25 protein-coding genes are annotated in these 26,666 nt (G+C 76.3%); 11 read left to right on the top strand and 14 right to left on the bottom strand.

What is annotated here, in order from left to right; translation table 11 throughout:
* Positions 1–36: 36 nt before the first annotated feature.
* Entirely contained in the window at positions 37–636 is a 600-nt protein-coding gene (locus JD79_RS05275) for a TMEM165/GDT1 family protein (protein WP_245899742.1), read from the bottom strand.
* A 280-nt stretch (positions 637–916) separates the two neighbouring features.
* Between JD79_RS05275 and JD79_RS05270 the strand changes: the two genes are divergently transcribed.
* Positions 917–2,062 carry an MFS transporter gene (locus JD79_RS05270; RefSeq protein ID WP_170149124.1) on the top strand — a complete coding sequence of 382 codons (1,146 nt, stop codon included), beginning with the start codon at positions 917–919 and terminating at the stop codon, positions 2,060–2,062.
* Between the two features lie 121 nt (positions 2,063–2,183).
* Here the strand turns inward: JD79_RS05270 and JD79_RS23480 are convergent, their stop codons facing one another.
* The 3 genes from JD79_RS23480 to JD79_RS05260 form a co-directional block, all read right to left on the bottom strand.
* On the bottom strand, positions 2,184–2,540 hold the full coding sequence (locus JD79_RS23480) for an AIR carboxylase family protein (protein WP_245899740.1): 357 nt from the start codon (positions 2,538–2,540) through the stop codon (positions 2,184–2,186).
* Entirely contained in the window at positions 2,507–4,810 is a 2,304-nt protein-coding gene (locus JD79_RS05265) for a diguanylate cyclase domain-containing protein (RefSeq protein ID WP_245899738.1), read from the bottom strand. The genes JD79_RS23480 and JD79_RS05265 overlap by 34 nt, the downstream gene beginning before the upstream one ends.
* Before the next feature lie 113 nt (positions 4,811–4,923).
* On the bottom strand, positions 4,924–6,618 hold the full coding sequence (locus JD79_RS05260) for a GGDEF domain-containing protein (protein WP_110004669.1): 1,695 nt from the start codon (positions 6,616–6,618) through the stop codon (positions 4,924–4,926).
* Between the two features lie 201 nt (positions 6,619–6,819).
* Here JD79_RS05260 and pheA point away from each other — a divergent pair, with 201 nt between their 5' ends.
* The gene (gene pheA, locus JD79_RS05255; RefSeq protein ID WP_245899736.1) at positions 6,820–7,659 is read left to right on the top strand and encodes a prephenate dehydratase; all 840 of its coding nucleotides are present in this window, start codon (positions 6,820–6,822) and stop codon (positions 7,657–7,659) included.
* Here the strand turns inward: pheA and JD79_RS05250 are convergent.
* A complete protein-coding gene (locus JD79_RS05250) occupies positions 7,650–9,764 on the bottom strand; it encodes an MMPL family transporter (protein ID WP_110004668.1) in 2,115 nt (704 codons plus the stop codon). The two genes, pheA and JD79_RS05250, sit on opposite strands and share 10 nt — an antisense overlap.
* Positions 9,765–9,795: 31 nt before the next feature.
* On the opposite strand from JD79_RS05250, the gene JD79_RS05245 reads away from it, so the two are divergent.
* Positions 9,796–10,275: a MarR family winged helix-turn-helix transcriptional regulator gene (locus tag JD79_RS05245; protein ID WP_110004667.1), complete on the top strand. Its 480-nt coding sequence runs from the start codon at positions 9,796–9,798 to the stop codon at positions 10,273–10,275.
* A 150-nt stretch (positions 10,276–10,425) separates the two neighbouring features.
* On the opposite strand, the gene JD79_RS05240 is transcribed toward JD79_RS05245, so the two are convergent.
* Genes JD79_RS05240 through JD79_RS05230 form a run of 3 tightly spaced genes read right to left on the bottom strand, consistent with a single transcriptional unit; the run spans position 10,426 to position 12,573 of the window.
* Positions 10,426–10,761, bottom strand: coding sequence for a GroES family chaperonin (locus JD79_RS05240; protein WP_245899734.1), 336 nt, complete (start codon positions 10,759–10,761; stop codon positions 10,426–10,428).
* A 34-nt stretch (positions 10,762–10,795) separates the two neighbouring features.
* On the bottom strand, positions 10,796–11,143 hold the full coding sequence (locus JD79_RS05235) for a metallopeptidase family protein (RefSeq protein ID WP_110004666.1): 348 nt from the start codon (positions 11,141–11,143) through the stop codon (positions 10,796–10,798).
* Positions 11,140–12,573 (bottom strand): GuaB1 family IMP dehydrogenase-related protein, encoded by a 1,434-nt coding sequence (locus JD79_RS05230; protein WP_110004665.1) that lies wholly within the window; start codon positions 12,571–12,573, stop codon positions 11,140–11,142. The genes JD79_RS05235 and JD79_RS05230 overlap by 4 nt, the downstream gene beginning before the upstream one ends.
* A gap of 62 nt (positions 12,574–12,635) precedes the next feature.
* Here JD79_RS05230 and serS point away from each other — a divergent pair, with 62 nt between their 5' ends.
* The 4 genes from serS to JD79_RS05210 all read left to right on the top strand — a co-directional run bounded on the left by serS (position 12,636) and on the right by JD79_RS05210 (position 17,372).
* A complete protein-coding gene (serS, locus tag JD79_RS05225; protein ID WP_110004664.1) occupies positions 12,636–13,937 on the top strand; it encodes a serine--tRNA ligase in 1,302 nt (433 codons plus the stop codon).
* Positions 13,934–14,836: an HAD family hydrolase gene (locus JD79_RS05220; protein WP_110004663.1), complete on the top strand. Its 903-nt coding sequence runs from the start codon at positions 13,934–13,936 to the stop codon at positions 14,834–14,836. The genes serS and JD79_RS05220 overlap by 4 nt, the downstream gene beginning before the upstream one ends.
* Complete coding sequence (locus JD79_RS05215) at positions 14,829–15,632, top strand: HAD family hydrolase (protein WP_110004662.1); 804 nt, start codon at positions 14,829–14,831, stop codon at positions 15,630–15,632. The genes JD79_RS05220 and JD79_RS05215 overlap by 8 nt, the downstream gene beginning before the upstream one ends.
* Before the next feature lie 99 nt (positions 15,633–15,731).
* On the top strand, positions 15,732–17,372 hold the full coding sequence (locus tag JD79_RS05210) for a methyl-accepting chemotaxis protein (RefSeq protein ID WP_110004661.1): 1,641 nt from the start codon (positions 15,732–15,734) through the stop codon (positions 17,370–17,372).
* Positions 17,373–17,480: 108 nt separating this feature from the next.
* On the opposite strand, the gene JD79_RS05205 is transcribed toward JD79_RS05210, so the two are convergent.
* A complete protein-coding gene (locus JD79_RS05205; protein ID WP_110004660.1) occupies positions 17,481–18,026 on the bottom strand; it encodes a bacterial proteasome activator family protein in 546 nt (181 codons plus the stop codon).
* Positions 18,027–18,104: 78 nt separating this feature from the next.
* Between JD79_RS05205 and JD79_RS05200 the strand changes: the two genes are divergently transcribed.
* Entirely contained in the window at positions 18,105–19,334 is a 1,230-nt protein-coding gene (locus tag JD79_RS05200) for a cysteine desulfurase-like protein (protein ID WP_110004659.1), read from the top strand.
* Here the strand turns inward: JD79_RS05200 and JD79_RS05195 are convergent.
* Positions 19,331–20,323 carry an NAD(P)H-quinone oxidoreductase gene (locus JD79_RS05195; RefSeq protein ID WP_110004658.1) on the bottom strand — a complete coding sequence of 331 codons (993 nt, stop codon included), beginning with the start codon at positions 20,321–20,323 and terminating at the stop codon, positions 19,331–19,333. The two genes, JD79_RS05200 and JD79_RS05195, sit on opposite strands and share 4 nt — an antisense overlap.
* A 9-nt stretch (positions 20,324–20,332) precedes the next feature.
* Positions 20,333–21,034, bottom strand: coding sequence for an NAD(P)-dependent oxidoreductase (locus JD79_RS05190; protein ID WP_110004657.1), 702 nt, complete (start codon positions 21,032–21,034; stop codon positions 20,333–20,335).
* 155 nt (positions 21,035–21,189) lie between these two features.
* Between JD79_RS05190 and JD79_RS05185 the strand changes: the two genes are divergently transcribed.
* Both JD79_RS05185 and JD79_RS05180 read left to right on the top strand, forming a co-directional pair.
* A complete protein-coding gene (locus tag JD79_RS05185) occupies positions 21,190–22,185 on the top strand; it encodes an AraC family transcriptional regulator (protein WP_110004656.1) in 996 nt (331 codons plus the stop codon).
* 74 nt (positions 22,186–22,259) lie between these two features.
* Positions 22,260–22,970 carry a hypothetical protein gene (locus tag JD79_RS05180; RefSeq protein ID WP_110004655.1) on the top strand — a complete coding sequence of 237 codons (711 nt, stop codon included), beginning with the start codon at positions 22,260–22,262 and terminating at the stop codon, positions 22,968–22,970.
* A 51-nt stretch (positions 22,971–23,021) separates the two neighbouring features.
* On the opposite strand, the gene JD79_RS05175 is transcribed toward JD79_RS05180, so the two are convergent.
* The 3 genes from JD79_RS05175 to folP all read right to left on the bottom strand — a co-directional run bounded on the left by JD79_RS05175 (position 23,022) and on the right by folP (position 26,154).
* Entirely contained in the window at positions 23,022–24,620 is a 1,599-nt protein-coding gene (locus JD79_RS05175) for an AMP-binding protein (protein WP_110004654.1), read from the bottom strand.
* A gap of 77 nt (positions 24,621–24,697) precedes the next feature.
* A complete protein-coding gene (locus tag JD79_RS05170; RefSeq protein WP_110004653.1) occupies positions 24,698–25,120 on the bottom strand; it encodes a PaaI family thioesterase in 423 nt (140 codons plus the stop codon).
* A 116-nt stretch (positions 25,121–25,236) separates the two neighbouring features.
* Positions 25,237–26,154, bottom strand: a complete 918-nt coding sequence (gene folP, locus JD79_RS05165; RefSeq protein WP_245899733.1) for a dihydropteroate synthase — start codon at positions 26,152–26,154, stop codon at positions 25,237–25,239.
* A gap of 26 nt (positions 26,155–26,180) precedes the next feature.
* Between folP and JD79_RS05160 the strand changes: the two genes are divergently transcribed.
* Positions 26,181–26,642: a MaoC family dehydratase gene (locus JD79_RS05160; protein ID WP_110004651.1), complete on the top strand. Its 462-nt coding sequence runs from the start codon at positions 26,181–26,183 to the stop codon at positions 26,640–26,642.
* Positions 26,643–26,666 lie beyond the last annotated feature (24 nt).

Raw genomic sequence — 26,666 nt, 5'->3', positions numbered from 1 at the left:
CCCGGCTGCAGCGCCGCGGCGGGTGCGTTCCCCCGATCAGGTGAGGGCCCGGACGGTCTCCACGACGGCGAACACGGCGAAGACGACGAACAGCACCGCGGCCACCCGGCGGATGAGGGCCACCGGCAGCCGGTCGGCCAGCGCCTTGCCGAGGAACACCGCGAGCCCCGACACCGTGAGCAGGGCCGCCCAGGCGCCGACGAACACCGACACCGGCGCGTCGAAGCGCGCGGCCAGGCCCGCGGTGGCCAGCTGGGACAGGTCGCCCCACTCCGCGGCGAACAGCACGCCGAAGGAGACGGCGGCCGCGCGCAGGAACGACGTCCGCTCCCGGGTCTCGGCGGCGTCCCCGCCGTCCTCGGGTCCCTCCGAGGCGCTGCGCCAGAGCAGCACCGCACCGACCAGGAAGAGCACCGCCACGACACCGCTCACCAGCGCCGGGGGCAGCAGGGACAGCAGGGAGCCGGCGGTGACGGCGATGGCGACCTGCACGCCGAAGGCGGTGCCGACGCCGACGAACACCGGCAGCGGCGCGAACCGGGTGGCCAGGACCAGGCTGGCGAACAGCGTCTTGTCCGGCAGCTCGACCGGCAGGACGAGGGCGAACGCCGTCGCCACGACGGACAGGACGATCACGGGGGTTCTCTCTTCCGCTCGGCACGGCCGGGCGGGGGCGCGCGCCTCCGACCGGCAGCGCGACGACTGCTCCGGCCGAAGGTCTCGCCCACCCGCGCGGGGCGCGGGCCCGCTGACCGGGCGGCTCCCGCGGGAGCGCGCCAGCATGTCGACCAGCGGACGGGGGGCTACTCCCCTTCTCGGGGGTCAACCCTAGACGACGGGGACCGGGAAACCCCGTGCGCGCGGGTGTGCGCCTGGTTACCGTCGCCCCGTGCCGTTCCGTTGACGCCCTGACCGGATGCCCCTGCCGCCGGCCGCGCGGCCACTGGCCCGCCTGGCCGTGGTCTGGACCGCGCTGTCCGGGCTGGCCCCCGTCTACCCGCTGTACGCGCTGCTGTTCCTCGACACCGGGCTGTCGGCGGCGCAGGTGTCGGGCCTGTTCGCCCTGTGGTCGGTCACCGGCCTGCTCGCCGAGGTGCCCACCGGGGTGCTGGCCGACCGCTGGTCGCGCCGGGGCTCGCTGGTCCTGGCCGGGGTGCTCGAGGCCGCCGGCTTCGTGCTGTGGACGGTCGCTCCTGGCCTCCCCGGCTTCGCCGCCGGGTTCGTCGTCTGGGGCGTCGGGGGCGCGCTGGTGTCCGGCGCCGCCGAGGCGGTGGTCTACGAGGGACTGGCCGCCGCCGGCGCGGAGGACTCCTTCGTCCGGGTCCAGGGCGCGACGACGGCGACCGAGCTGCTCGTGCAGGTGCCCACCGCGCTGCTGGCCGGGGTCCTGGTCGAGGCCGGCGGCCACGCGCTGGTGGGCTGGGCCAGCGTGGGGACCTGCCTCGCCGCCGCTGCCCTCGCCACCCGGTTCCCCGAGACCGCGCCGACCGACGGTGGGGACGACGGCGGGGGCGGTCTGCGGTCGGCCGTGACCGACGCGCTGCGCCGGCCGTCGCTGCGGCTGACCGTCGTCGCCGTCGCGCTGCTGGGCGGGCTCGACGCGCTGGAGGAGTACTTCCCGGTCATGGCGCGCGACCGCGGCGTGCCGACCGCGCTCGTGCCCACCGCCGTCCTCGTCGTCGCGCTGGCGGGGGCGGCGGGCGCCGCGCTGGCCGGCCGGCTGGCGCGGCTGCCGTCGCGGGCGCTGCCGGCGCTGCTGACGGCCTCCGCGGGACTGCTCGCCGTCGGGGCGCTGGCAGGGGCCGCCGTGGCGCCGGCCGCCGTCGCACTGTCCTACGGCCTGTACCTCGCCGTGCTGGTGGTGGGGGAGGCGCGGCTGCAGGAGCAGGTGCCGGGCGCGGCGCGGGCCACGGTGACGTCGGTCGCGGGCCTGGGGACCGAGCTGGCGTCGCTGCTGGTCTTCGCCGCGTGGGCGCTCGGTTCGGCGCCGGCCGTCGCGGTGCTCTTCCTCGCCGTCGCCCCCGTCGTCGCCCTCGGGCTGCGCGCCCGGCAGACGAGGTGAGCCGCCCTGCGGGGCGGCGGGAGGAGTGGGGCCCGGAGGGTCCCGCGATCGAGCGCCGGGAGGGGCTCAGCGCAGCCGGGGACGGCACCTGGCCGCGGTGTCGGCCGGGAGGCCGACGATGTCATCGCGCGGTGCGGCGGGCGATGCGGGCGGCGAACAGGCCGGCGGCGTGGCCGTTGTCGATGTTGCTGACGACGACGCCCGGGGACGCCGAGTTGAGCATCGTCAGCAGCGCGCCGAACCCGCCGAAGGACCCCGGCTGCCCGGTCGAGGTGGGCACCGCGACGATCGGGACGTCGGTCATCGCGCCCACGGTCGCCGCCAGCGTGGCGTCGAGGCCCGCGACCACGACGAGGCAGTCGACGTCGTCGAGCAGGGTGCGGTCGGTGAGCAGCGGCCGCAGCCGGCCCCCGACGTCGTCGACCCGCACGACCTCGGTGCCGGTCACCCGCGCGACGAACGCGGCCTCGGCGGCCACCGACGCGTCGGCGGTGCCGGCGCACAGGACGCCCACCCGCCCGCGCGGCTCGGGGACGGGGCCGACGGCGGCCGACATCGCCGCGGCGTCGACCGTGGTGGACCCGTCGTACGCGCCGGCGAGCGCGACCAGCGTGTCGGCGCTGGCCCGCACCACGAGCGCGGGCCGGTCGGGGTGCGCGGCGCGGGTCTCGCGGACCAGGGCGAGCACCTGCTCGGTGGTGCGGCCCACGCCCCAGACGACGTCCGGCCCGGCCGGCACGGGTCGGGCCGGGGCGGCCGGCGGCGCCGGGTCGGGCGCGGGGCCAGCGCGGGCCGGCCCGGGCTGCCCAGGGACAGCGGCGGGTCGGCCAGCAGCGGCGCGAAGCCGCCCACGGGGTCCAGCGCGGAGGACCGCACGGGACCGACCCGGACGGTCGCCGGCCGGGCGGGCGCGCCCGGCGCCGGGTCCGCCGGGGCGTCGGGCGCCCGGGTCTGGGTGACCGCCGAGAGCCGGACGACGCGGTCACGGCCGCTGCGCTTGGCGTCGTAGAGGACGCCGTCGGCGGCGGCGAACAGCGTGCGCCGGTCGTCACCGCGGGTGGCCGAGGCGATGCCGACGCTGATCGTCACCGGCACGGTCACCCCGAGCGCCGCCCAGTCGTGCGCGGCGACGGCGCGGCGGATCCGCTCGAGCGCCCGCTCGGCCTGCTCGGCGGTCGTGTCGGGCAGCAGGACGACGAACTCGTCCCCGGCCCACCGGCACACCTCGTCGGTGTCGCGGCACCCGGCGAGCAGCAGCTCGGCGACGGCGCGCAGCACCGTGTCCCCGCCGGGGTGCCCGACGGCGTCGTTGATGGACTTGAACCGGTCGACGTCGACGACGGCCAGCGCCGGCGTGGTGCCCGCGCTGAGCAGGCCGTCGAGCCGTGCCTCGGCGTAGCGGCGGTTGGGCAGGTGCGTGAGCGGGTCCTCGTAGGCCTGGCGGCGCAGCTGCCCGGCGGCGCGCTCGTTCTCCAGCAGGCTCTTGCGCCGGCCGAACAGCTCCACCCAGCGGGTGCGCCGCTCGTCGACCCGGTCGAGCTCGTCGGCGAGGTAGGCCTGCAGGTAGGGGAGCGCGCGGCCGGCGTCGTCGAGCTCCGCGTGCAGCGTGCACAGCTCGCGCAGCGCGGAGCGGCGCAGCCGCGGCAGACCGTGCTCGGAGGCCAGTGACAGCGCTCTGGCCAGGTGCTCGTCGGCGCCGCGGCCGTCGCCCTGGCGGCGCAGCGCCCGGCCGAGCGCGAGCAGCGCCGAGGCCAGCTGGGCGCGGTCGCCGGTGGCGCTGGTGGTCCGCACGGCCGCGCGCAGCGGGCCGGTGGCGGCGGCGTGCTCGCCCAGCCCGACCAGCGCCCAGCCGTGGACCACCTGCGCGGCCACGATGCCGTCGGCGTCGGGCGGCAGCTGGGCCAGGGCCTGCTCGGCCAGCCGGCGGCCCTCGGCGAAGTGCGGGACGGCGGCCCCGGGCTCGCCGTCGTCGAGCAGGGCCTCGCCCAGCTCCGCGCACAGCGCACCGAGGCAGGTGGCGGCGCCGGCGGCGAGCACGTCCGGGTCGCCGTCGTCGGGGCCGAGCGTGCCCTGCTCGCCGGCGGCGGTGGCCGCCTCCAGCGCGCGGCGCTGGTAGTCCAGGGCCAGCGGCATGAGCTCGAGGTCGGCGAGGACGCCGGCCAGCGTGCCCAGCGTGTCGACGAGCAGCGCGTCCGGCGGCAGGCCGGGGTCGAGCAGGCTGGCCGCCTCGACCGCCTCGTCCATGGCCGCGTCGATCCGGCGCGAGAGCAGCTCGATGCGGGCGTGCCGGGCGAGGCCGGCGGCGCGCTGCAGGTCGTCGTCGGCGGCGTCGAAGGCGGCCTTGGCCGAGCGCACCAGGGCGATGGCGAGCGCGGCGTGGGAGGCCGACTCCGAGCGCGGGTCGCCGTCGGCGCGGTCGAGGTCGGCCCGGGCGCCGTCGGCGCGGTCGAGGAGGTCGGCGACGCCGGCGTGCAGGTCGAGGGACTCGGTCGTCTCCGGCGCGTCCAGCGGCTCGCCGACGAGGGTGAACCCGGCGACACGCAGCCTGCGGACCAGCAGCTCGGCGCGCAGGGTGTCGGCCCAGGCGCGGCCGAGGGCGGGCTCGGGATCCCGCGCGGCCTCCGCGGCAGCGGCGCCGGCCTCGTAGGGAGAGGACGGGTCGACGACCGACAGCAGCCGCTCGGCGTCGTCGAGCTGCCAGTTGGCGAGGGCGGCGGTCACCCGGTGGTGCAGGGCTCCCGGTGGCACCAGCGCACTGTGCACGCCGCCGGCCGGGGATGCGAGCACCCGGCCGCGGGCACGCCGTGTGGCGCCGGTCCCGTCGTCCGTCGCGTCACTGGCGTCCCAGCTGCGGCCGGCGCTCACGACGGGGTCCCCTCGGCGGGCCCGTCCACGACCCCCGGTGCGCGCACCCGGTTGCGCCCGCCCCGCTTGGCGGAGAACAGGTGCAGGTCGGCGGTGTCGAACAGCGAGCGCCAGCCGACCGGAGCGGCGTCGTCGTCGGTGGCCGGGGCGGTGGCCACCCCGATGCTGACCGTGATCGGCTCGCTCAGGGACAGGTCGCCCCAGTCGGCGTCGGCCACCGCCGCGCGCAGCCGCTCGGCGGCGGCCAGCGCCTGGGCCGGGGTGGCCGTGGGGAGGACGACGAGGAACTCGTCCCCCGCCCAGCGGTACACCTCGTCGCCGACCCGGCTGTGCTCGCGCAGCAGCGTGGCCACCCGGCGCAGCACCTCGTCGCCGTGGGAGTGCGAGGTGTCGTCGTTGACCTCCTTGAACCGGTCGACGTCGACGACGGCCAGCGACAGCGGCTCGGCGCCCGGCCGCAGCCCGGCCAGGCGCCGCTCGGCGCTGCGCCGGTTGCCCAGCCCGGTGAGCGGGTCCTCCAGCGCGTGCCGGCGCAGCACGGCGGCCTGCCGCTCGACCTCGCGCAGCCGGCTCCGGCGGACGAACATCTCGGCCCACAGCTCCCGGCTGCGGGCGTGCGCCCGGCCGGTCTCGGCGCGGTAGGCGTCCAGCCAGTGCAGCGCCTCGGCCGGCCGGCCCATGGCGGCGGTGGCCTGACCGAGCTCGAGCAGGCACTGCCGGTAGCGGCGCCGGTCGGCGGTGGCGGCGAAGGCCCCGGCGGCGTCGACGAGCAGGTCGGCGGCCTCCTCGCCGTGGCCGCCGCCGGCGTGCACCTGCGAGAGGCGGGTGAGCAGCCGGGACAGGGCCAGGTCGGCGTAGCCACGCAGCCACGTGCTGCCGCTGCGGTGCACCCGCCGCTGCACGCTGCGCAGCGGACCGAGGGCGTCGTCGAGGTCGTCGTGGCAGGCCAGGGCCCACGCCTGGACGACGTCGAGCAGGTCGAGGTCGTCGGGGTCGGGCTCGACGTCCAGGGCGCGGGCGTCGGTGGCGCAGGCCAGCGCGGTCCCGGCCAGCTCACGCGCCCGCCCGGCCTGGCCCCGGCGGCGCAGCGTCTGGGCCAGCTCGGTGTTCTGCTGCGCGCACAGCCGCAGCATCAGCCAGTGGTCGGCCGGGTCGGGCAGCCCGGCGGCCACGCGGTGCCCGCGGTCGGCCGAGGCGACGGCGAGCTCCTCGAGGTCGAGGGCGGTCAGGGTCAGCGAGAGCCACAGGTGCGCCTGGGCGAGGGCGCGGGACGGCTCACCGGTGGCCGGCGCGGGCGGGTCGAGCTGTTCGGTCAGCAGGCTCGCGTCGACGGCGAGCAGCATCGCGGAGTCGGGGTGGTCGGCGGTGGCCTCGACGTGGGCCAGGTAGGCCAGGACGAGTGCCGTCGAGGCCGACGGCGGGCAGTCGCCGAGGGTCTCGCGGGCGGCGGCCACCCCCGCCGCGGTGGCGTCCCGGTCGCCGTCGAGGAGGCCGCGCCGGGCGGCCAGCGCGTGCCGCCAGGCCGCCCAGCAGGGGTCGCCGGCCGTGTCGAGCCGGGCGTCGAGACCGGCCTCGACCTCGTCGAGCCCGGCGCGGAAGGCGGCCGCGTCGTCCCGGCCGCTCGCGGCCAGCAGGCGCCACAGTGCAGCGTCGAGGTCACCGTCAGTGACGGGTGAGGGGCCGGGGGTCACGCATCCCTCCTCCTCGACGCCGGGCGTCCGGCCGCACGGGCCGGCGGCGAGGCAGCTCCCCCCGGACGGGGACTGCACCCCTGTCCGACCGCACTACCCTCGTCGGGTGCCCCAGACGCCTCCGACGCGGTTCGCCTATCTCGGGCCCGAGGGTACCTTCGCCGAGGCGGCGCTCGGCAGCGCCGTTCCCCCCGGGGAGGGGTGCGCCGGCCCGCGGCCAGCGTCCCCGCCGCGCTGGCGGCGGTCCGCGCCGGCGAGGTCGACGCCGCCCTGGTGCCCCTGGAGAACTCGGTCGAGGGCTCGGTCCCCGCGACGATGGACGGGCTGGCCGACGGCGATCCGCTGGTCATCACCCGCGAGGTCTTCCTGCCCGTGTCCTTCGTCCTCGCCACCCGCCCCGGCACGCGGCCCGAGGACGTGCGCGACGTGGTGAGCCACCCGCACGCGCTCGCCCAGACGGCCCGCACGGTGGCCGACCGGCTGCCCGGCGTCCCGGCACTGCCCGCCTCCTCGACCGCGGCGGCGGCCCGCGCGGTGGCCGACGGCGAGCACGACGCCGCGGTGTGCGCCCCGATCGCCGCCGAGCGCTACGGCCTGGTCCCGCTGGCCGAGGACGTCGCCGACCACCCCGGCGCGGTGACCCGCTTCGTGCTGGTGTCCCGTCCCGGGGAGCTGCCCGCGCCGACCGGTGACGACAAGACCTCGCTGGTCGCCGTCGTCGCCGACCGCACCGGCGCGCTGCTCGACGTCCTGCGCGAGTTCGCCGTCCGCGGGATCAGCCTGACCCGCATCGAGTCCCGGCCCACCCGCGACCGGCTGTGGGTCTACTCCTTCTCGCTGGACTGCGAGGGGCACGTGGCCGAGGCGCGGGTGGGCGAGGCGCTGGCCGCGCTGCACCGGGTGTGCGAGGACGTGCGCTTCCTCGGCTCCTACCCGCGCGCCGACGGCCGCACCAGCCGGCCGGTGCCCGACGAGGCCGCCGACGCCGCCTTCGCCGACGCGCAGGAGTGGCTGGCCCGGCTGCGCGCCGGTCAGGTCTGAGCGGGCTCCAGCTCGCGCTCCGGCTCCGGGGACGCCCGGCGGGCCAGGCGGCTCGGCCACCAGGTGCGGTCCCCGAGCAGGGCCACCGCCGCGGGCACCACCAGCGACCGGACGACGAAGGTGTCGAGCAGGACGCCGAAGCCCACGAGGAACGCCAGCTGGGTCAGGAACAGCAGCGGCAGCACGGAGAGCGCCCCGAAGGTCGCGGCGAGCACGAGCCCGGCGCTGGTGATGACCCCGCCGGTGACCGCCAGCGCCCGCAGGACGCCGTCGCGGGTGCCGTGCCGCTGCGACTCCTCGCGGGCCCGGGTCATGAGGAAGATGTTGTAGTCGATCCCCAGGGCGACGAGGAACACGAACCCGATGAGCAGGATGCCGGGGTCGCTGCCGGGGAAGCCGAACACGTCCTCGAACAGCAGCGCCGCCACCCCGACCGTCGCGCCGACGCTGAGCACCACCGTGGCCACCAGCAGCAGCGGGGCCACCAGCGCCCGCAGCAGCAGGGCCAGGACCACGGTGATCACCACCAGCACGCTCGGCACGATCACGCGCAGGTCGCGGGCAGCGGTCTCGCGGGCGTCGAGGTTGCTGGCGGTGTCGCCGCCGACCAGGGCCCCGGGGTCGGCGGCGTCGAGCCGGGTGCGCAGGTCCTGGACGACGTCGATCGCCTCGGTGCTGTCGGGCGCGACGGCGAGCGTGACGTCGAGGCGGACCAGGCCGTCCACGACCACCGGGTCCGCGCCCGGCTGCGGTGGGCCGTCGGCGCCGGTGAACGGCACGGCCGAGGCGATGCCGTCGGTGGCCGCCGCCGCCTCGGCGACCGCGGGCCAGGTGGCCTCCGGGGTGACGACGACGGCCGGGGCACCCGCGCCGGCGTCGAAGTGGCGGGCCAGCGCCTCCTGGCCGTCCACCGCGTCGGACTCGCCGCGGATCGCGTCGGTGAAGGTGATGCCCTCGGCCTGGTAGGTCGGCGCGAACACGGCCGCCGCGACCAGCGCCAGGGTGCTGACCGCCAGCACGCGGCGCGGCCGCCGGCCGACCAGCGCGGCCACCCGCGGCCAGCCGCGCCCCTCGCGCACCTCGTCGCCGACGTGCGGGCGGAACGGCCAGAACGCGGCGCGGCCGAGCAGGGTCAGCGCGGCGGGCAGGAAGGTCAGCGCGGCGACGACGGCGAGGGTGACGCTGACCGCCGAGATCGGGCCCAGGCCGCGGTTGGAGGCCAGGTCGGAGAAGAGCAGGCAGAGCACGCCGAGGACCACGGTCGCGCCGGAGGCGACGATCGGCTCCCACGAGCGGCGCAGCGCGGTGCGCATCGCGGCGTGGCGCGAGGACTCCGTGCGCAGTTCCTCGCGGAAGCGGGAGACCAGCAGCAGGCCGTAGTCGGTGGCCGCCCCCACCACCAGGATCGACGCGATGCCCTGGCTCTGGCCGTTGACGGTGATCAGCCCGGCGTCGGCCAGCAGGTAGGCGACCGCGGTGCCGGCGGTGAGCGCCAGCCCGGCGGTGGCGATCACCAGGAACGGCAGGATCGGGCTGCGGTAGACGACCAGCAGGATGAGCAGGACGACGCCGAAGGCGGCCAGCAGGAGCAGGCCGTCGATGCCCGCGAAGCCGTTGGCGAAGTCGGCGAAGATGCCGCCCGGGCCCGTCACGAACGACGAGGTCCCGTCGACGGCGATGACCTCCCGGACGTCTTCCACCACGGGCACGAGCTCGTCACCGACGTCCGGGGACAGCGGCAGGACGGCCTCGACGGCCAGCCCGTCGTCGGAGGGGATGGGCGGTGAGGCCCGGCCGGCGAGGAAGCCGGCGTCCTCGGCGACGGCCGTGGCCTCCTCCAGGCGCTGCCCGATCTCGCCGAGCGTGGCCTCGTCGAGGGGGGCGTCGGACTCCCACAGCAGGATCGCGGGGATGGCCTCGGTGGGGGAGAAGTCCCGCTGCAGCTCGGCCACCCGGGTGGACTCCGCGCTGTCGGGGAGGAAGGCGGCGGTGTCGTTCTCCTGCAGGCCGGTCAGCTTCCCGCTGAGCGCGCCCAGCGGGCCTGCGGCACCCACCCACAGCAGCAGGACGAGCAGGGGGAGCAGCCAGCGGGCCCGGCGCGCCATGATGTGATCCTCTCGACGGCCGAATATCTCGATGACCGAGAGGTTAGGGGTGGGGACGGTGGCGCGCAACGACGGGGAGCGGACCGAGCTCGCGCTGCTGCTGCGGCGGCTCACCGTGGAGCTCGACGCGGTCGGTGAGCGCTTCGCCCGGCCGCACGGGCTCGGCCGCACGGACGTGCGGGCGGTCATCGCGATCATGGACGCCACCCGGCGCGGGGAGCCGCTCACCGCCGGGGGGCTGGGCACCGCGGTGGGGCTGAGCTCGGCGTCGGTGACGGCGCTGGTCGACCGGCTGGAGCGCGCCGGGCACGTGCACCGCGTCCGTGACCCGGCCGACCGCCGACGCGTGGTGCTGCAGATGTCGGAGGCGTCGATGGCGGCGGGGGCGGCCTTCTTCGGCGGGCTGCAGCGCGAGCTCGTCGCCGCCATGGACGGGTTCTCCGGCGACGACCTCGACGTCGTCCGCCGGTGGCTGACCGCGATGACCGAGGTCGTCGTCGCCCACAGCTGACGGACGCGGCGGGTGTCGGGAGCCCTCCCCACTGCTCGTCGAGCGTCGCCTCGAGCTCCGCCCGCAGTGCCGCGTCGTCCACCCGCCGTCCTCCCGTGTGCCGGGAGCGCTGCGCAGCCTGCCCGAGGACGGCGCCGCGTGCACGGGCCGCTAGAGGTAGAGGCCGGTGGACTCCTCGATCCGCTCGGCGGCGACGGCGTGCACGTCGCGCTCGCGCAGGATGACCAGCTCCTCGCCGTGCACCTCGACCTCGTGCTGGTCCTCGGGGGAGAACAGCACCTGGTCGCCGACCTTCACCTGCCGGACGCTCGCGCCCACGCCGCGCGCCTCGCCCCAGACCAGCCGCTTGGCCACCTGCGCGGTCGCTGGGATGAGGATCCCGCCGGTCGACCGCCGCTCGCCGTCCTCCCTGCGGAGGGACACGAGGATCCGGTCGTGCAGCATCTTGATCGGCAGCCCGCTGTTCCTGGCGACGTCGGATGGCACGCGGTCACGGTACGCGGGAGGACGTCCGGGTCCGTCAGCCCCAGCCGAGCTCGTGCAGGCGCTCGTCGTCGATGCCGAAGTGGTGGGCGATCTCGTGCACCACGGTCACCGTCACCTCCTCGACCACCTCCTCGGCGGTCGAGCAGATGTCGCAGATGGCCTCGCGGTAGACCATGATCCGGTCGGGCAGCGCGCCGCCGTACTGCCAGCCGCGCTCGGTCAGCGCGTACCCCTCGTAGAGACCCAGGAGCTCCGGCTCGTCCTCGTTGCGGTCCTCGACCAGCACGACGACGTTGTCCAGCAGCGCCATGAGGTCGGCCGGGACCGCGTCGAGGGCGTCGGCGACCAGCGACTCGAAGACCTCGCGCGGGAGCGGCCTCACCAGCTGGTGGGCTGCGGACGGCCCTCCTCGTAGCCGGCCGCGCTCTGCACCCCCACGACCGCGCGCTCGTGGAACTCGTCGATGGTGCGGGCCCCGGCGTAGGTGCACGAGGAGCGGACCCCGGCGACGATGCCGTCGACCAGGTCCTCCACCCCCGGGCGGGCCGGGTCGAGGTACATCCGCGACGACGAGATGCCCTCCTCGAACAGCCCCGCGCGGGCACGCTCGAAGCCGCTCTGCTGCGCCGTCCGCGCCTTGACCGCGCGGGCCGAGGCCATGCCGAAGGACTCCTTGTAGAGCCGGCCGTTGCCGTCGTCGTGGATGTCACCGGCGCTCTCGTAGGTGCCGGCGAACCAGGAGCCGACCATCACGTTGGCCGCACCCGCGGCCAGCGCCAGCGCGACGTCGCGGGGGTGGCGCACCCCGCCGTCGGCCCACACGTGCCTGCCCAGCCGGCGCGCCTCGGCGGCGCACTCCTCCACGGCGGAGAACTGCGGCCGCCCGACGCCGGTCATCATCCGGGTGGTGCACATGGCGCCGGGGCCCACGCCGACCTTGACGACGTCGGCGCCGGCCTCGATGAGGTCGCGGGTGCCCTCGGCGGTGACCACGTTGCCGGCCACCACCGGCACCCGCCCGGCCACCGAGCGGGCCGCGCGGACGGCCTCGGCCGCCTTCTCCTGGTGACCGTGCGCGGTGTCGACGACGAGCACGTCGACCCCGGCGGCCAGCAGTGCCCCCGCCTTGCCGGCGACGTCGCCGTTGATGCCGACGGCGGCCGCGGTGAGCAGCTGCCCCTCGGCGTTCACCGCGGGCGTGTAGACGGTCGAGCGCAGGGCGCCCTTGCGGGTGACGACGCCGACCAGCCGCTCCCCCTCGACCACCGGGGCGGCGCTGACCCGCTCCTCGGCGAGCACGTCGAAGACCTTCGGCAGCTCGGTGCCGGCCGGGATGGTCAGCGGGTGGGCGGCCATGACCTGGGAGAGCTGGCTGAAGCGGTCCACGCCCTGGCAGGCGCCGTCGGTCACCACGCCCACCGGCACCTCCCCGTCGACGACCACGACGATGCCGTGCGCGCGCTTGGTCATCAGCGACAGCGCCTCGCCCACGGTCGAGTGGGGGGAGAGGGTGATCGCGGTGTCGTAGACCGGGTGCCGGGCGTGCACCCAGGAGACGACCTCGCCGACGACGTCGACCGGGATGTCCTGCGGCAGCACCGCGAGGCCGCCGCGGCGGGCGACGGTCTCGGCCATCCGGCGGCCGCTGATCGCCGTCATGTTGGCGACGACGACCGGGATGGTGGTGCCCACCCGGTCCGGCGTCGTCAGGTCGACCTCGAGCCGGGAGCCGACGGTGCTGGAGTTGGGCACCATGAAGACGTCGGCGTAGGTGAGGTCGGTGGCCGGGCGGTTGCCGCCGAGGAAGCGCATGCCCCGAGTGTCCCAGCCTCGGCCGCCCGGGGACGACGGCCGCGCCTGCCTACGATCGCTGTGTGATCGACCTGCGCCTGGTGCGCGAGCACCCCGACGTCGTCCGTGCCAGCCAGCGTGCCCGCGGCGCCGACGAGTCCCGGGTCGACGCGCTCCTGGCCGCCGACGAGGCCCGCCGCGCCGCCGTCAAGCGCGCCGACGACCTGCGCGCGGAGCAGAAGGCGGCCTCGCAGGCGGTGCGCGGCGCGTCGAAGGAGGAGCGCCCGGCCGTGCTCGAGCGGGCCAGGGCACTGGCCGCGCAGGTCAAGGAGGCCGAGGAGGCGCAGCGCGCCGCCGACGCCGCGCTGCGCCAGGCGCACCTGGGCCTGGCCAACGTCGTCCACGACGACGTCCCGCCCGGCGGTGAGGACGACGCCGTGACCCTGCGCACGGTGGGCGAGGTCCCCGCCTACGACTTCGAGGTGCGCGACCACCTGCAGATCGGTGAGGCGCTCGGCGCCATCGACATGGAGCGCGGCGCGAAGGTCTCCGGCGCCCGCTTCTACTTCCTCACCGGCCCGGGCGCGCTGCTGGAGTTCGCGCTGGCGCAGCTGGCGGTCACCCGCGCGGTGGCCGCCGGGTTCACCCCGGTGGTCGCGCCCGCGCTGGTCAAGCCCGAGGCGATGGAGGGCACCGGTTTCCTCGGCGAGCACGACGAGGAGGTCTACCGGGTCGAGCGCGACGACCTCTACCTCGTGGGCACCTCCGAGGTGGCCCTGGCCGGCATGCACGCCGACGAGGTGCTCGACCTCTCCGCCGGCCCGCGCCGCTACGCCGGCTGGTCGTCCTGCTTCCGCCGCGAGGCCGGCTCCTACGGCAAGGACACCCGCGGCATCATCCGCGTGCACTGGTTCGACAAGGTCGAGATGTTCAGCTTCTGCCGGCCCGAGGAGGCCGCCGCCGAGCACCGGCGGCTGCTCGCCTGGGAGGAGGAGTTCCTCCAGGCGCTCGAGCTGCCCTACCGGGTCGTCGACATCGCCGCCGGTGACCTGGGCACCAGCGCCGCGCGCAAGTACGACATCGAGGCCTGGTTCCCCAGCCAGGGCACCTACCGCGAGCTGACGAGCACCTCGGACTGCACCACCTTCCAGGCCCGCCGGCTGGCCATCCGCTACCGCGACGAGGGCGGGAAGCCGCAGACGGCGGCCACCCTCAACGGCACGCTGTGCGCCATCGCCCGCACCATCGCCTGCCTGCTCGAGGTGCACCAGCGCGCCGACGGCTCGGTGCACGTCCCGGCGGCGCTGCGGCCGTGGCTCGGCGGGCACGAGGTGCTCACCCCCGGCATGACGCTCGCCGCCCCCGTGCCGCCGGCAGCCGCATGAGCCGGACCGTCCTCTCCGGTCACGTCCCCTCCCCGGACGCCGAGCGGGTGGTGGACCTCGGCGACCTCGACGGCTGGCGGCCGCGGCTGGTCGCCAGCGACCTCGACGGCACGCTGCTGTCCTCGGCCGGTGAGGTCACGCCCCGCACGCGTGCGGCCCTGGAGGCGTGCTGGGACGCCGGCATCCCCGTCGTCGGCGTCACCGGCCGGGGACCGCGGCTGCTCGACAGCGTGCGTGCCGCGCTCGGCGGGCGGGGCATCGCCGTCCTCGCCCAGGGCGGTTTCGTCGTCGACCTGGAGCGCGACGAGGTGCTGCGCACGGTGGGCCTCCCGCGGGAGCAGGCGACCGCGGTGATCGAGCGGATCGAGTCCGTGACCGGCGACCTGGTCCTGGCCGTGGAGGACGCCGCCGAGCAGGCCGAGGCGCACGCGCCGCTGCGGGTGCAGCACGGCTTCGACTGGCCCTATCCCGAGCCCGCGCACCTGCTGCCGCGGCACCAGGTGCTGCCCACCGGCGCGGTGCTCAAGGTGTTCCTCCGCTCACCCGGCCTCGGCCAGGACGAGCTGCTCGCCCGCGCCCGGTCGGTGGTCGACCCGGCCGAGGCCGAGGTGACCCACGCGGGCCTCGGCTTCATCGAGGTCCTGCCGCCGGGGGTCACCAAGGCCACCGGCCTGGCGATCGCGCTCGACCACCACGACGTCGGCTTCGGTGACGTCCTCGTCTTCGGCGACATGCCCAACGACCTGCCGATGATCGGCGCGGTCACCGCCGCCGGCGGGCGCGCCGTCGCGGTCGCCAACGCCCACCCAGCGGTCCGCGCGGCCGCCGGCGGGCTCACCAGTGGCCACGACGCCGACGGCGTGGCCCGCTACCTCGAGGCGGTGCTCGCCGGTGTCTGACTGGCGCCCCCGGCTGATCGCCAGCGACATGGACGGCACGCTGCTGCGGTCCGACGACACCGTCAGCGACGCCACCGTCGCCGAGCTGGAGCGCTGGGCGGACGACGGCGTCCCCCTCGTCCTGGCCACCGGCCGGCCGCCGCGCTGGATGCGCCGGATCCGGGAGGTCGTGCGGTCGGGCACCGCCGTCTGCTGCAACGGCGCGGTGCTGCTCGACCTCGGCCGCTTCGAGATCGTCGACGAGGAGGCGCTGCCCCCGGCGGTCCTCGCCGAGATCACCGCGGGCCTGCGCGCCGAGCAGCCGGGCACCTGGTTCGCCGTCGAGTACGGCCTGGAGTTCCGGCACGAGCCGGTGTACCGGCCGCGGTGGGACGTCGACGCGCCCGGCGTCGCCGAGGCGTCGCTGGAGGAGATGGTGGCGGCGCCCGCGGCCAAGCTGCTGGCGCGTCACGAGGACCTCGGCCGCGACGAGTTCATGGTCCTGGTCGAGCGCGTGGTCGGGGACCGCGCGACCGTCACCAACTCCTCCTCCGACGCGCTGGCCGAGATCTCCGCCCGCGGGGTCACCAAGGCCACGGGCATCGCCCGGGTGGCCGACCGGTTCGGCGTGGGCCCGGGCGAGGTCGTCGTCTTCGGCGACATGCCCAACGACATCGCCGCCTTCGACTGGGTGCGCGAGGGCGGCGGCCGGGCCGTGGCCATGGCGCACGCCCACCCGGACCTGCTCGCCGCGGCCACCGACGTCACCGGCACCAACGACGACGACGGCGTCGCCGCGTTCCTCGCCTCGCTCTGAACCCGCGCGCCCCGCTCCGGCTCAAGGTGAGCCGCCTCCTGCCGATGTGTGCACCGACCGGCACCAGTGCCGACCTGTACGAGGCCACGGAAGGCGACCATGAGCCAGAGCACCCCTCGCGTCCCCCTCGCGCGCGCCGACGACTCCGCGGCGGCAGGCTGGGGGCTGCGCACCCGGCTGCTCGGCGCCATCCTCGTGGTCGCCCTGACGACCATCGGGGTGGGTGCGTTCGGCATCGTCCGGATGGCGAGCCTCAGCGACCGGGCCGACCGGGTCTACACCGACGGTGCGCTGCCCGTGGCCGGTCTGCAGGAGCTGCAGACCGACTGGTGGCAGCTCATGGCGCACACCGCCCGGGCCAACATCGTCACCCTGCCGGCCGACGCCCGCGCCTCGGCCCAGCAGAAGGCCGGCGACGCGGCGCAGGTCCTCACCGAGGACACCGCCTCGGTGGGTGAGCTGCCCATGTCGCCGGAGACCCGCGCCTCCTACGGGGAGTTCGTCGACGCGTCGCAGGGCTACCTGACCGACCTGCAGCTGCTGGTGGCCAGCGCGACCCCGACCGGCAGCACCCTCCCCCTGGCCGAGCAGCAGGCGATCATCACCCGTCTCAACGCCAACGAGGCGGTCATCACCGACTCCCTCGCGGCCGCCGGGGAGACCGCCCGCGTGGACGCCGAGGCCACCGCCACCGCGGCCGCGGACGCCTACTCCTCCGCCCGCACGCTCACCGTCGTGATCATGGTCCTGGGCCTGCTCGTCGCGCTGGTGCTCGCCGTCCTGGTGGCCCGCAGCGTGACCCGGCCGGTCGAGCGGATCCGCGAGGTGCTCGGCAAGGTCGCCGGCGGCGACCTGCGCGTGCGCGCCGGGGAGACCGGCGGCGGCGAGCTCGCCGAGGTCGCCCGCTCGCTGGACCGGACGCTGGACGCCCTCGGCGGCGTGCTCGTGCTCGTCCGCGACTCCGCCGGCCGGCTGCAGGGCGCCTCCACCCAGCTCGACACCGCCGCCAGCGGCATCGCCCAGTTCTCCCGTGCGGCCTCCGACCAGACCGACGCCGTCGTCGCCTCCGCCGGTGAGGTGGCCGCCAGCGTCGACACCGTCGCCACCGGCTCCTCGCAGATGGAGACGGCGATCCGCGAGATCGCGCACAACGCCGCCGAGGCCGCCCGCGTCGCCGGTCAGGCCGTGGACGTCGCCGAGACGACGACCCGCACGGTCGGCAAGCTCGGCGACTCCTCGCAGGAGATCGCCACGGTCGTGAAGCTGATCAACGGCATCGCCGAGCAGACCAACCTGCTGGCGCTCAACGCGACCATCGAGGCCGCGCGCGCCGGGGAGGCCGGCAAGGGCTTCGCCGTCGTGGCCAGCGAGGTCAAGGAGCTCGCGCAGGAGACCGCCCGCGCGACCGAGGACATCTCCCGCCGGGTCGAGGCCATCCAGGCCGACACCGCCGGCGCCGTCGAGGCGATCAGCCGGATCAGCGCCGTCATCGGCGAGATCAACGACTTCCAGGCCACCATCGCCGCGGCGGTCGAGGAGCAGACGGCGACCACCAACGAGATGAACCGCAACGTGGCCGAGGCCGCGGGCGGCTCGCGGCACATCGCCACCGCGATCGGCGGGCTGGCCGCCGGCACGCAGCAGACCGGTGCCCGGGTCGCCGACGCCCAGCGCGCCGCGGCCGAGCTCGCCCGCATGAGCGGTGAGCTGCAGGACGCCGTCGCCCGCTTCGCCGTCTGACCCCGGCACCACGGCGGCGCCGTCCCCACCGGGGCGGCGCCGCCGTCGTCGTGGCCTCCGTGGCGCTGGTGGTCCCCCCGGGCGCACCGCGGCCGGGGGACGGCGGTGTCAGAGGTACTGGCCGCCGCCGGGACGGACGTCGGGGGTGCCGGTGCCACCGGGCAGCGCCCGGCCGCGGCGGATCTCCTCCAGCTGCGCGCGGGCGGCCATCTGCTGGGCGAACAGCGCCGTCTGGATGCCCTGGAAGACGCCCTCGAGCCAGCCGACGAGCTGGGCCTGGGCGATCCGCAGCTCGGCGTCCGACGGGGTCTCGGAGTCGCTGAACGGCGAGGTGATCCGGCGCAGCTCGTCGGAGAGCTCGGGGGCCAGGCCCTGCTCCAGCTCGCGGATCGACGAGGCGTGGATGTCGCGCAGGCGGCTGCGGCTGGCGTCGTCGAGGGGCGCGGCCCGGACCTCCTCGAGCAGCTGCTTGATCATCGTGCCGATCCGCATGACCTTGGCCGGCTGCTCGACCATCTCGCCGATGCCAGGGGGGCCGTCACCGTCGCCGTCGGGGCCTCCGGCGGGCACGGGCATCGTGCCGACCGGCCGCCCGTCGGGACCGACGACGACGACCTGCTGCGGACGCTCCATGCCGTTCCCGGGTGCCGTCATGCCCTCCATCCTGCCCCGCGCGTCCGGCCGCCGAACGCGCGGAGCAGGCCGGTGACCGTGCCAACTAGGGTCGCCCGCATGCACCCGGGGGAACCACGGCTGGACGTCGCGCGCGTCCGCGGCCTGTTCCCCGGCCTCTCCGACGGGTTCGTGCACACCGACGCGCCCGCCGGCACGCTGGTGCCGGAGAGCGTCGCGCACGCCGTCTCCTCGGCCATGCGGGTGCCGGTGGCCAACCGGGGCGGGGTGTTCCCGTCGTCGTCGCGCACCGAGGGCCTGGTGGCCGCCGCGCGCTCCGCCGTGGCCGACCTCGTCGGCGGGGTGTCCACCGGCGTCGTCCTCGGCCCGAACACGACCACGCTGGTCTACGCGATGGCGCGCGCCCTGTCGCGCACCTGGCGCCACGGCGACGAGGTGGTGGTCAGCCGCCTCGACCACGACGCCAACATCCGGCCCTGGCTGCAGCTGGCCGAGCAGGTGGGCGCCGTCGTGCGGTGGGCCGAGGTCGACATCGAGACCGGCGAGCTGCCCACGTGGCAGTACGACGAGCTCGTCACGCCGCGCACCCGCCTGGTGGCGGTGACCGCGGCCAGCAACGCCATCGGCACGCGGCCCGACGTCGCCTCGATCGCCGCCCGGGCCCACGCCGTCGGGGCGCTGGTCTTCGTCGACGCCGTCCAGGCGGCTCCGCACGTGTTCCTCGACCGGGCCGCGCTAGGGGCGGACTTCGTCGCCGTCTCGGCCTACACGTGGTGCGGGCCGCACGTGGGCGCGGTGGTGGCCGACCCCGCGCTGCTCGCCGAGCTGGTGCCCGACCGGCTGGCGCCCGCCCCCGACCGGGTGCCCGACCGCTTCGAGACCGGCACCCCGCCCTTCGAGCTGTACGCCGGCGTCACCGCCGCCGTCGACCACCTCGCCGGCCTCTGCGAGGACGCCGCCGGCAGCCGCCGCGACCGGCTGCGCACGTCGATGGCGGCGGTCGCGGCCTACGAGGGCGGGCTGTTCGACTGGCTGGACCAGGCGCTGCGCGCGATGCGGCACGTGCAGGTGGTCGGCTTCCCCGAGCACACGACGCCCACCCTGTCGTTCACCGTGCCCGGCATGCGCCCGCGCCAGGTGGCCGCCGAGCTGTCCCGCCGGGGCATCTGCGCCTGGGACGGTGACTTCTACGCCCGCGAGCTGTTCGACGCGCTCGGGGTCAACGAGCTCGGCGGCGCCGTCCGCCTCGGGCTGGCGCACTACAACACCGCCGAGGAGGTCGGTTACGTGATCGACTCGGTGGCGGCGCTGCGGGGCGCGCTGCTCTAGGAGTCGGGCAGCAGCAGCACCTTCCCGATGTGCTCGCTGGCCTCGACGACGCGGTGCGCCTCGGCCGCCCGCGACATCGGCAGCCGCCGGTCCACGATCGGCCGCACCACCCCGCGCTCGACGTCGGGCCACACCTCAGCCCGGACCGCCGCGACGATCCCGGCCTTGCCCCCGGGTCCCGCGGGCGGCCGCGAGCGCAGCGCCGTGGCCGCCACCGACGCCCGCTTGGCCAGCAGCTTCCCGAGGTCCAGCTCCGCCCGCGTGCCGCCCTGCATGCCGATGACGACCAGCCGGCCGCCGACGGCGAGCGCGTCGACGTTGCGGGCCAGGTACCTCGCGCCCATGTTGTCCAGCACGACGTCGACGCCGGCGCCGTCGGTCTCCTCGCGCACCCGCTCGACGAAGTCCTCGTCGCGGTAGTCGATGCCGACCTCGGCGCCGAGCTCGCGGCAGAACTCGAGCTTGGCGGCGCTCCCGGCGGTGGTGAACACCCGCGCCCCGGCACGCACGGCGAGCTGGATGGCCATCGTGCCGATGCCGCTGGACCCGCCGTGCACGAGGAACGCCTCACCCCGGCGCAGGCCGGCGAGCTGGAAGACGTTCGACCAGACGGTGCAGGTGACCTCCGGCAGCGCGGCCGCGGTGGCCAGCTCCACGCCGGCGGGGCGGGGGAGCAGCTGCCCGGCCGGGACGGCGACCCGCTCGGCGTACCCGCCGCCGGCGAGCAGCGCGCACACCTCGTCCCCGACCCTCCAGCCGGTCACGCCCTCGCCGACCTCGCTGACGATCCCGCTGCACTCCAGGCCGAGGACCTCGCTGGCGCCGCGCGGCGGCGGGTAGTTGCCGGCGCGCTGCAGGAGGTCGGCCCGGTTGACCGCGGTGGCGGCGACGTCGACGACGACCTCGCCGGGGCCGGCCTCCGGGTCGGGCACCTCGCCCCAGCCGAGCACCTCGGGTCCGCCGGGTCCGCTCGCGATCACCGCACGCATGCCCCGACCCTAGGAGGCCCGCGCGCTCCCCACCGTCGGCAGACCGGGTCCGGTCGAGGGGACCGCGGCGCCGGACACCGCCAGGCAGCGGCCGTCCCCTCCCGTGGCCACCAGGTCGGCGAGCACCCCGCCCACCGCCCGGCGGGAGACGCGCATGCCCGCGACGTCCCCGTCCGGCGAGGTCGCGGCCGGATCGTCGCCGTCGGTGAGGTAGACCGGCTGGACGATCGTCCAGTCCAGGCCGCTGTCCCGCACCACCCGCTCCTGCCGCTCGTGGTCGGCGATCTGCGGACGCAGGAGGAGCGCGAACACCAGCCGCGAGGACAGCGGCAGCCACTCCCGCGTCGTCCCGACGCCGTAGGACGACTGCACGACCAGGCGCGGGACCCCGTGGGCCCGCATGGCGGCGGCCACCGCGGCCGTGCCGCGCGAGCGCACGTCCATCGGGGTGCCGCGGCTCCCGCGCAGCCGCACCCGGAGCGGGTGCTCGCTGATGCCCAGGGTCACCACCACCGCGTCCTGTCCCCGGACGGCGCGGTCGACGTCCTCCGGCACCGTCGCGTCGCCGTCCACCGCCCGGATGCCGGCGCGCTCCGCGTACGCGGCGCCCGCCCGCCGCGCGAACGCGGTCACCTCGTGTCCCCGCGAGGTCAGCGCCTCGACCGCCGCCCGTCCCGAACCACCCGTCGCCCCCACCACCAGCACGCGCACGTCCCTGCTCCTCCCGGTCCCGCCGGCCGACGTGGCCGGTCGCTGCCGAGACTGGCGGGCCGGAGCGCGCCGGCCCATGACCGTGCGTCCGACGTCCGTGCCCGTTCGTCCGGGATGCCTGGACGCCCGGTGGGAGGGGCCAGCAGGCTGGTGCCGTGGGCGCAGGCGGGCACGGCGGGGAGGACGGCGGCGGGGACGCGGCCCGGCCCTGGACGCCGGTCGACCCGGTCGGCGACCTGCTCGCCGACCTCCGCGTCCACGGCACCTTCTACTGCCGGTCGGAGGCGACCGCGCCCTGGGGCGTCGAGATGCCCGCCCTCGCCGGGTGCATGGCCTTCCACGTCGTCACCCGCGGCAGCGTCGTGCTCGAGGTCGACGGCGAGCAGCGGACGCTCGGGGTGGGTGACCTCGCCCTGGTCCCGCACGGTCGCGGGCACCTGCTGCGCAGCGCACCGGGGGCACCGGTCGCCGGTCGGGCCGACCTGCTGCCGCAGCAGCAGCTGGGCGAGCACTACTCGGTCCTGCGGCTGGACGGCGGCGGCGCCCCGGCGGCGATGGTGTGCGGGGTGGTCGAGCCCGCCCGGCCCGGTGCGGCCCCCCTGCTCGACCTGCTCCCGCCGGTCCTGGTCGTCGACGGGCGCGACCCCCGCCGGACCGGGTGGTTGCCGCTGCTGCTGCAGGTCCTCACGGACGAGGCCGCCGAGGACCGCCCGGGCGCCGAGGCGGTGGTCACCCGGCTCGCCGACGTCGTCGTCCTCCAGGCCGTCCGCACGTGGCTGGACACCGCCGCCACCGGTCCGGGCTGGCTGCGGGCCCTGCGCGACCCCCAGGTCGGGCAGGCGGTGGCCCTGCTGCACCGGGAGCCCGGGACGGCCTGGACGTTGACCCGGCTGGCGAGGGAGGCCCGGATGTCGCGCTCGTCGTTCGCCGCCCGGTTCACCGAGCTGGCCGGGGAGCCGGTCATGCACCACCTGGCCCGCTGGCGCATGCACCTGGCCACGGTCGCCCTCGGGCAGGGCGCGCGGGTGGGGGAGCTGGCCGGACGCCTGGGCTACGAGTCCGAGGCCGCCTTCTCGCGTGCGTACAAGCGGATCGTCGGCGTCCCGCCGACCGCGGCCGGAGAGGCGGCGCGACCGCCGGGCGGCCACTGACCGGGCCGGCCGTCACGCCCGGCTCCAAGCAGGCCACAAGCGCCGTGCAGGGGCCCGGCGGCACCGTTCCCGCCATGACCACGACGACGACGTCCCCCGCGCCCGTCCGCCGCGCGCCCGCCCCCGCCGGCCGCGGCGCGGTGACCGACCTGACCGACCACGCCCTGCTGCACCGGGCCCTGCGCTCCGGCACGCGGGTCGTCGCCGACGCCCTCAGCGGCGTCGCCCTCGACGAGCCGTGCTGCCCTGTCCGCCAGCGCGAGCTGGTCCGCTGGACCACGCGGGTGCTGGCCGAGGTGCGGGCCCACGCGGCGCTGCGCCGCGGGCTGGAGGCCGCGCTGTCCCGGGTCGTGCTGCCCGGGGGCTCCCCGGACCCGCGCCGCGCCGGCGGCGACGCCGCCCTCGACTCCGCGCTCGCGCGGGCCCGGCAGGCGCTGCCGCTGTTCGCCCGCGACGTCAGCGCCGGCGCCCCGGCGCTGGCCGTGGCGCTCACCGACCTCGCCGACCTGGTCGCCGCGCGCCTCGACGCCGAGGAGGACGGCGTGCTCCCGCTGGTCGACGAGCACGTGCCCGCGGCCGAGCGGGAGCGGCTCGTGCGGGCCGCCCGCCGCTCCCTGCCGGCCGGTCAGGCGCTGTTCACGCTGCCGTGGCTGCTCGACGCCTGCCACCCCGCCGAGCGGGTCCGGGTGCTGCGCACCGCGTCCCGGCCGGCCCGGACGGTCCTGCGCTTCGCGGGCGCGCGGCACGCCCGCACCCGCGACGCCGTCCTCGGCCTGCCGTGGTGAGGCCGGGGACGACAGCGGGCCGGCCCCCGAGGGGACCGGCCCGCCGCGGCGCTACGCGCGCGCCTTGAGGTCCTTGCGGAGGATCTTGCCGGCCGCGGACTTCGGCACCTGCTCGATGAACTCCACCGCACGGATCTTCTTGTGCGGCGCGAGCCGGCTGCCCGCGTAGTCCATGACCTCCTGCTCGGAGATCTCCGCGCCGGGCGCCCGGACGACGAACGCCTTGGGCAGCTCCTCGCCGCTCTCCTCGTCCTTGACGCCGATCACGGCGGCGTCGGCGATGGCCGGGTTGTTGAGCAACACGGCCTCGAGCTCGGCCGGGGCCACCTGGTACCCCTTGTACTTGATCAGCTCCTTGACCCGGTCGACGACGGTGAAGCAACCGTTCTCGTCGACGATGGCGACGTCGCCGGTGTGCAGCCAGCCCTCGGCGTCGAGGGTGTCGGCCGTCGCGGTCGGGTTGTTGAGGTAGCCCTTCATCACCTGCGGGCCGCGCACCCACAGCTCACCGCGCTCTCCGGCCGCGGCGTCCTCGCCCGTCGACGGGTCGACCAGCCGGCACTCGGTGTTGGGCAGCGCCAGGCCGACCGACCCCTTCGGCACGGCGGTGACACCCTCGGGCAGCCGCGTGGCGTCGGGCGTGGTGTGCGAGACCGGCGACAGCTCCGTCATCCCGTAGCCCTGCGCGACGACGACGCCGTCGGCCGCGCCCTTGCGCAGCCGGTCCTGGGCGGCCTGGGCCAGCGCCTCGTCCAGCGGCGCGGCCCCGGAGGTGATGCTGCGCAGCGAGGAGAGGTCGAACTGGTCGACCATCGGGTGCTTGGCCAGCGCGAGCACGATGGGCGGCGCCACGAAGGCACGGGTGATCTTCTGGTCCTGGATGGTGCGCAGGAACTGCTCGAGGTCGAAGCGCGGCAGGGTGACGACGGTGCCGCCCCACTGCAGGCCCTGGTTCATCAGCACGGTCAGGCCGTAGATGTGGAAGAACGGCAGGACGGCGATGATCCGCTCGTCGCCCTCGTGCAGCTCCACCAGCGGGCGGGACTGGCTGACGTTGGCCACCAGGTTGCGGTGGGTGAGCATGACGCCCTTGGGCAGGCCGGTGGTGCCGCTGGAGTAGGGCAGCGTGACCAGGTCCTCGGCGGGGTCGATGTCGACGTCGACCGACGGGGCGTCGCTGCTGATCAGGTCGAGCAGCGAGGCGTGGCCCTCGGCGCCGTCCATGACGACCACCTCGTCGACCGGCGTCTGCTCGGTGGCCTCCAGCGCCCGGTCGAGGAACGGCGAGACGGTGATGAGCACCTTCGCGCCGGAGTCCTTCAGCTGGAAGGCGACCTCGTGGGCGGTGTAGAGCGAGTTGATCGGGCTCATCACGCAGCCGGCGCGGGCGATGCCGTGGAACACTACCGGGTACCACATGGTGTTCGGGCACAGCACCGCGACGACGTCGCCCTTGCGCAGGCCGCGGGCGGCGAGCGCGGCCGCGACGCGGTCGACGTAGGTGGCCAGCTGGCCGTGGGTGATCGAGTCGCCGGTCAGGCCGTCGACCAGGGCGGGCGCGTCCGGACGCGAGGCACCGCCCGCGAGGACGAACTCGGGGACCGACTGGTCGGGGATCGCGACGTCGGGATAACGACTGGCCAGAGCCACTGTGCTCCTCCTCGGGTTCGGGGTGGCGCCAGTCTCACACCCGCCGTGTGTCGCGCGACTCGCGGGTTACTGGCGGGTCACCTCGGCCACAGCACCGACTGGGTGCAGCGGAACAGCGCCAGCGTCCTCCCGGCGCCGGACCGGACGACGGCGTCCCACACCTGCGTGGAGCGCCCGGCGTGGACGTTGGTGGCGACCGTCTCCACCCGCCCCTCGCGGGCGGTGCCGAGGAAGTTGCTCTTGAGCTCGATGGTGGTGAAGCCGGCCGCGCCCTCGGGCAGCAGCGCCCGGGTGGCCAGGCCGCAGGCGGTGTCGGCGAGCGCGACGACGGTCGCGGCGTGCAGGTAGCCGTTGGGCGCGAGCAGGTCGGGGCGGACCTCGAGGGCGGCCTCGAGCCGGCCGGGCTCGTGCGCGGTGACCGCCAGCCCGAGCAGCCCGGGGAGGGTGCCCGGCAGCAGGGCGTTGAGCTCGTCGGCGGGGAGGAACCCGGTGGCGGCCATGCGCGGACGGTAACGCGGCACGATCAGGTGACCTGGTCGTGCCGCGTCCTGGCTCACTGCCGACGGTGAGCCAGGACGCTCCACGCCGAGCTCAGCTGATCGTGCGCGGACGGCCGCTACGCCAGGCCGCGGGTGGTGCGTGCGGGCGGACGGTCGCCGCGGATCGAGGCCACCATGTCCAGCGTCTGGCGGGTGGCGGCGACGTCGTGGGCGCGGAACACCCGGGCGCCGAGCCACGCGCTGACCGCCGTCGCCGCGAGCGTGCCGGTGAGCCGCTGCTCGAGGGGGACGTCGAGGGTCTCGCCGACGAAGTCCTTGTTGGACAGCGCCACCAGCACCGGCCAGCCGGTGGCGACCAGCTCGTCGAGGCGGCGGGTGGCCTCCAGCGAGTGCCGGGTGTTCTTGCCGAAGTCGTGCCCGGGGTCGACGAGCACCCGCTCGCGGTCCACGCCGGCGGCGACGGCGGCCTCGGCCAGCGCCGTCGTCCGCGCGACGACGTCGGCGACCACGTCGTCGTAGGCGACCCGGTGCGGCCGGGTGCGGGGCGGCAGCCCGCCGGCGTGGGTGCACACGATGCCGGCACCCGCCTCCGCGGCGACGTGCGCCAGCTCCGGGTCGACGCCGCCCCACGCGTCGTTGACGACGTCGGCCCCGGCGGCCAGGACCTCGCGCGCGACCTCGGCGCGCCAGGTGTCGATGGAGATCGGCAGGTCCGGGTGGGCCGCGCGGACGGCCGCGACGAGGTCCACGGTGCGGCGGATCTCCTCGGCGGGGGACACCTCGGCGCCCGGCGCGGCCTTCACCCCGCCGACGTCGACGACGTCCGCCCCCTCGGCCACCACCCGGTCCACCCGCTCGACCGCGGCGGCCAGCTCGTAGGTCGCGCCGCGGTCGTAGAAGGAGTCCGGCGTGCGGTTCACGATGGCCATGACCACCAGACCGCCGTCGGGCACGTCCAGCCGGCCCAGTCGCAGCACCGTCGCCCCCGTTCCCGCCGATGTGGTGGAGTCAGCCAACCAGACCACCAGCGACACGGACCGAGGACACAGGAGGACAGGCGATGGCGCAGACCACCGTGGAGGGCGTCGAGGGCGTGCAGGGGCTCGTCGGGCAGCACCTCGGGTACAGCGGCTGGGTCGAGGTGACCCAGGAGCAGGTGGACCAGTTCGCCGAGGCGACCGGGGACCACCAGTGGATCCACGTCGACGTCGAGCGCGCGACGAGGGAGAGCCCCTTCGGCGGCCCGGTCGCGCACGGCTACCTGACGCTGTCGCTCATCCCGTCGCTGCTGCCGGAGATCGTGGAGATCAACGGCTTCCGCATGGGCGTCAACTACGGCACCGAGAAGGTGCGCTTCCCCTCGCCGGTTCCGGTGGGCAGCCGGGTCCGCGCCGGCGCGGCGCTCGCGTCCGCGACGCCCTTCGACGGCGGCATCGCGATGAACATGGACGTCACCGTCGAGGTCGAGGGCCAGACGAAGCCGGCGATGGTCGCCACCGTCGTCTACCGCCGCTACCTCTGAGGCGGGCGCTCCCGCGGACGTGCA

This window comes from Geodermatophilus normandii, from assembly GCF_003182485.1.
Classification (GTDB): domain Bacteria; phylum Actinomycetota; class Actinomycetes; order Mycobacteriales; family Geodermatophilaceae; genus Geodermatophilus; species Geodermatophilus normandii.
Note: the sequence above shows the minus strand (reverse complement) of the source record. Positions and strands in the feature narration are given on the sequence as shown.

Excerpts from the sequence above, each read along its gene's own strand:
- JD79_RS05210 (WP_110004661.1), top strand. The coding sequence starts at position 15,732 with ATGAGCCAGAGCACCCCTCGCGTCCCCCTCGCGCGCGCCGACGACTCC.
- JD79_RS05195 (WP_110004658.1), bottom strand. The coding sequence starts at position 20,323 with ATGCGTGCGGTGATCGCGAGCGGACCCGGCGGACCCGAGGTGCTCGGC.
- JD79_RS05160 (WP_110004651.1), top strand. The coding sequence starts at position 26,181 with ATGGCGCAGACCACCGTGGAGGGCGTCGAGGGCGTGCAGGGGCTCGTC.
- JD79_RS05180 (WP_110004655.1), top strand. The coding sequence starts at position 22,260 with ATGACCACGACGACGACGTCCCCCGCGCCCGTCCGCCGCGCGCCCGCC.
- JD79_RS05200 (WP_110004659.1), top strand. The coding sequence starts at position 18,105 with ATGCACCCGGGGGAACCACGGCTGGACGTCGCGCGCGTCCGCGGCCTG.
- JD79_RS05230 (WP_110004665.1), bottom strand. The coding sequence starts at position 12,573 with ATGCGCTTCCTCGGCGGCAACCGCCCGGCCACCGACCTCACCTACGCC.
- JD79_RS05270 (WP_170149124.1), top strand. The coding sequence starts at position 917 with ATGCCCCTGCCGCCGGCCGCGCGGCCACTGGCCCGCCTGGCCGTGGTC.
- JD79_RS05220 (WP_110004663.1), top strand. The coding sequence starts at position 13,934 with ATGAGCCGGACCGTCCTCTCCGGTCACGTCCCCTCCCCGGACGCCGAG.
- JD79_RS05205 (WP_110004660.1), bottom strand. The coding sequence starts at position 18,026 with ATGACGGCACCCGGGAACGGCATGGAGCGTCCGCAGCAGGTCGTCGTC.
- JD79_RS05245 (WP_110004667.1), top strand. The coding sequence starts at position 9,796 with ATGACCGAGAGGTTAGGGGTGGGGACGGTGGCGCGCAACGACGGGGAG.
- JD79_RS05170 (WP_110004653.1), bottom strand. The coding sequence starts at position 25,120 with ATGGCCGCCACCGGGTTCCTCCCCGCCGACGAGCTCAACGCCCTGCTG.
- JD79_RS05250 (WP_110004668.1), bottom strand. The coding sequence starts at position 9,764 with ATGGCGCGCCGGGCCCGCTGGCTGCTCCCCCTGCTCGTCCTGCTGCTG.